Below are 4,195 nucleotides of genomic sequence, written 5' to 3'. Positions count from 1 at the left end.
TCTGGACGCCGCGCGGCCCGGTACCGCGGACGGACGGGCCTGCCCGCCCGGGTGACCCCGGCACGACGCAGGGCGGGCGCCCGTTCCCGGACGCCCGCCCCTCGATCGTCGGCCGTGGACTACTCCACGACGCTGCCGATCTTCACGCTGCCGACGCCCGCCGGGGTGCCGTTGCCGTTGACGAGCTGGACCTGGCCGAAGAACTCACGTCCCTCGGGGGCCGCCGCGCCGACGGTGACGGTGCCGGAGAAGGACGCCGTGCCGCCCTCGGCGAGCTGCACCGTGGCGCCGTCCACCGCGACGGTGCCGAGCGCCTCGGAGAAGAACACGTCGAGGTAGTCGTACGCGGTGGACCCGCTCGGGACCGAGTAGCCGTCGACCTCGACGGTGTAGGTGCCCGCGGCCGGGTTCGGGATCGAGACGGACTCCTCGGAGTCACCGTCCGCCGAGGACTTGACGGGGTCCGGGCCGTCCTCGTAGTAGACGTTGAGGTCCAGGTCCGAAGCGGTGTCCGAGACGTTGCCGATCGCCACGTTCAGCGCGTCGGCGCCCTCGGGCACCTCCACGGTGAAGGTCTGCACCTCGTGGTTGGCGATGGTCGGGCGGTCCGACTTCGACGAACCGAGCGAGCCGCCGACCAGCTTGCCCTCGAAGGCGGCGAACGTGTTCTCGACCGTCCACTCGGCCGCGGCGGGCTCGCCGACCTGGGCCTCGGGGATGGTGAGGGTCTCCGGCTCGAACGTGGCGCCGAGCAGGGTGACGTCGAGCTCGTACGGGTTGTTCAGCAGCGGCGAGGTGCGCCGCGACTCGACCTCGATCTCCCAGACGCCCGGGGTGGGCGCGTAGAAACGGGCCTCCGGCTTGCAGCCGCCGTCGCCGCCCGCGTAGTTCGGGTAGCAGTTGACGGTCGACGTCGGGTCCGAGGGGACACCGTACGGGTGGATCGAGATGAAGCGGGTCTGGCTGCCCTCGGCGAGGCCGCCGAGCGCGACCTCGAGCGAGGTGGCGCCCTCGGGAACGGTCACGAAGTAGGACGTGTGGCTGTTCCGCTGGACGGTGCCCTCGGCCGAGAAGGAGTGCTTCAGCTCGGAGGCGGCGATCACGGAGGTCATGATCTGCTTGTCGACGCCCTCGGTGAACGGGTCGTTCACCTCGAGGATCGCGCTGTGCATGCCCAGCGAACCGGGCTTGGCGGCGACCTTGACGGTGACCGGCTTGTTCAGCGGCAGGACGACCAGCTCGCTGCCGACGATGTCGAAGGTGCGGGCGTGGTTGTTCTTCAGCGACAGCGTGTGCAGCACGCTCGCCTTGGAGCCGGAGGTGCGGGTGACGACGACGTCGTACACCTTGCGCTCGCCGACCTTCAGGCCGCCCTCACGGTCGTACAGGCCGGTGCCGAAGCCCGGCTCGGCCAGCGCCCAGTCGATGTTGGTGTCGACGGGGGCCTTGACCGTGTACGCGTGGGCCTTGGCGTTGCGCTTGATGGAGTCCCAGGCATCGACGATGTCGATCAGGCCGGCACCCTGCTCGTAGGCCTGGACACCGGGGATCTGGTTCGCCGTCGAGGTCAGCGCGGTGCGCAGCTTCGCCGGGGTGAGGTCGATCTTCTTCTGCTTGGCGGCGCTGATCAGCAGCGCGGACGCGCCGGCGGCCTGCGGGGAGGCCATCGAGGTGCCCTGCAGCATGGAGTAGCCGGCCGGCAGGGCGTAGCCCGCCTCGGCGACCGGGCCGCCGGGGATCCAGGTCTGGCTGGAGTTGATCGCCGCGCCCGGGGCGGAGAGGGTCGGCGTGAAACCGCCGTCCTCACGCGGACCGCGCGAGGAGAACGGCATCATCGCGTAGGACTTCTCCACGACCGAGCCGTAGTTGGCGGCCCAGGTCTCCTTGGAGATGGTCGCGCCGACCGAGATGACCTTGTCGGCCAGGGCCGGGTCGCCGATGGTGTTGACGCCGGGGCCGGAGTTGCCCGCGGAGATCACCAGCTGGACGCCGTACTCGTCGATGAGACGCGTGTAGAGGCGCGAGCGGTCGTTGTCGCCGTTGTTCAGCGCCGGGAGGCCGCCGATCGACATGTTGACGATGTCGACGCCGCGGTTGACGACCAGGTCCATCATGCCCTCGGTGAGGGCGACGGCGGTGCAGCCGCCGGTCCACGTGCAGGCACGCGAGGAGACCAGCTTGGCGCCGGGGGCGGCGCCGTCCATCTGACCGCCGAACAGGCCGTTGGCGGCGGTGATGCCGGCGACGTGGGTGCCGTGGGTGGACTCGATGACGCCGATGTTGACGAAGTCGCGCTTCTGGCCGATCCAGGTGCCCCCGTAGGGGTCCATGGGCACGTCCTTGCGGATCTCCACCACGAACGGCTGGCGCTCGACGACGTCGGTGGCCGGGTCGTCCTTGCCGAAGTAGCCGACCTGGAAGCCGTCCTTGTACGGCTTCATCACGGTGTCGTCCGTGAAGTCGCCGTTGTTGTTCAGGTCGACCGTGACCGTGCCGGCCGCCGCGTCGTAGAGCACGCCCCAGACGTCGGTGGTGTCGCCGTCACGGTTGGCGTCGCCCGCGGCGTCGCCGCCCGCGGTGGAGGACTCGCGGAAGAGCTGGACGTTGTGGTCGCCCGCGGGGGCGGTCCAGGTCCGGCCGCCGTAGCTGAAGGTCGTGCCCGAGACCGGGTTGACCATCGGGCGCCAGGTGGCGTCCGCGTCCACGATCGGGTCGGTGGCGGTCACCCAGTCGACGATCTTGCGCTCGCCGGTGGTGGTCTTCTGGAGCGCCGGGTGGCCCAGGTCCACACCGGAGTCCAGGATGCCGATGGTGACGCCACGGCCGTCGGACTTCGGGTTCTTCTTCACGAAGTCGACGGCGCCCGTCTCGTGCGACGGGTTGTACGGGTTCTTCGCCGGGGTGCTCGCGTCCGGCGCCGCGTAGGCGGTGGCGGAGGAACCGGAGCCCTTCTTGCCGGACTTGCCGGCGTCCGGACGCGGGTCGTCCAGCTTGATCTCCTTGTCCAGGTCGATGCCCTGGACGGAGGAGAGCTTGGCCGCGGCGGCGATCGCGGCCTCCGCCTTGCCGGTGGGGACCGTGGCCCGGACGTAACCGAGGTCGTCGTAGGTCTTGCCCACGGCGGCGCCCTTGACGGCGTCGAGCTGCTCGGCGACCTTCTCGGTCTGGCCCGGCTCGGTGATCACCATCATGGTGACGTTCTTCTCGCCGTCGGCCTTGGCCGCGGCGAGGAGTTCGGCGTCTTCCGAACCCAGCTTGTCGTGGGCCGACTTGCCCGGGACGGGCTGGTCGGCCGCGGGGGCCGCCTCGGCGGCGAGGGCCATGGGTATCGGCCCGGCCGCGGAGAGCGCCGCCACCAGACCCGCGGCGACGGCGATCCGCGCCACACGTCTCGCGCCCGATATCTGGGTGCGCTCGGGATGAGAGGTCATCGATTTCCCTTGCGAGTGAAGGAAAGGGAGGAGGGCGTCACCGGGGCGGAATCGCCCGGGATCGCCGACGTCCGGAAAAATGGTCCGGATGACCGCTCAGCTTTGCCTATGAGTCCGGAGTTTGGGGAGAGTTGTCCGAGGCGTATTGATGCCATGGCGTAATCCCGCCACGTCGTGTGACTTGCGTGTCCGGTGTGACGGCCTGGAGAACGCCCGGCGCGCCGCGGCCGACGACGCGTCCACCGTCCGCGTCGGGCTGCCCGGCCGGACGTGCTGCCGTAACGTCTGGGTATGCATGAGGAGTTGAGGGTGGCGGCCTACGCCGTCTGCGTGCGCGACGAGCAGGTGCTGCTGGCGCGCTGGGTCGCGGGGGACGGAACCAGGCGGTGGACGCTGCCGGGCGGCGGCATGGACCACGGCGAGGACCCCTACGACACGGTGGTGCGCGAGGTGCGGGAGGAGACCGGCTACGCCGTCGAGCCGGTGGCCCTCCTCGGCGTGGACTCGGTCCGCCGCTCCTACCCCCGGCGGCTGGGGGCGCGTGCCGACTTCCACGGGCTGCGGGTGGTGTACGAGGGGAGGATCACCGGGGGTTCGCTGCGCAACGAGGTGGGCGGGTCGACGGACATGGCCGCCTGGCATCCGCTGTCGGCGGTCGCGGACCTCGACCACGTCGAGCTGGTGGACTCGGGGCTGCGGCTGTGGCGCGAGCGCCCTCGGAACGGGCACCTCGACCGTGGGGCGAGCCCGGCGTAGGACGCCGC

The 4,195-nt window shown here is 70.7% G+C and carries 2 protein-coding genes; one reads left to right on the top strand and one right to left on the bottom strand.

The features are described from left to right. Positions 1 to 119 precede the first annotated feature (119 nt). Complete coding sequence (locus HW445_RS20555) at positions 120 to 3,431, bottom strand: S8 family serine peptidase (protein WP_180222454.1); 3,312 nt, start codon at positions 3,429 to 3,431, stop codon at positions 120 to 122. A gap of 291 nt (positions 3,432 to 3,722) precedes the next feature. Here HW445_RS20555 and HW445_RS20550 point away from each other — a divergent pair, with 291 nt between their 5' ends. After that, positions 3,723 to 4,187 (top strand): NUDIX hydrolase, encoded by a 465-nt coding sequence (locus HW445_RS20550; protein WP_180222453.1) that lies wholly within the window; start codon positions 3,723 to 3,725, stop codon positions 4,185 to 4,187. The last annotated feature ends 8 nt before the right edge of the window (positions 4,188 to 4,195 follow it).

Source organism: Streptomyces sp. UH6, from assembly GCF_013421635.1.
Lineage (GTDB): Bacteria > Actinomycetota > Actinomycetes > Streptomycetales > Streptomycetaceae > Streptomyces > Streptomyces abyssomicinicus.
The sequence above is the reverse complement of the archived record's forward strand: the minus strand, read 5'-3'. Positions and strand labels throughout refer to the sequence as shown.

Excerpts from the sequence above, each read along its gene's own strand:
- HW445_RS20555 (WP_180222454.1), bottom strand. The coding sequence starts at position 3,431 with ATGACCTCTCATCCCGAGCGCACCCAGATATCGGGCGCGAGACGTGTG.
- HW445_RS20550 (WP_180222453.1), top strand. The coding sequence starts at position 3,723 with ATGCATGAGGAGTTGAGGGTGGCGGCCTACGCCGTCTGCGTGCGCGAC.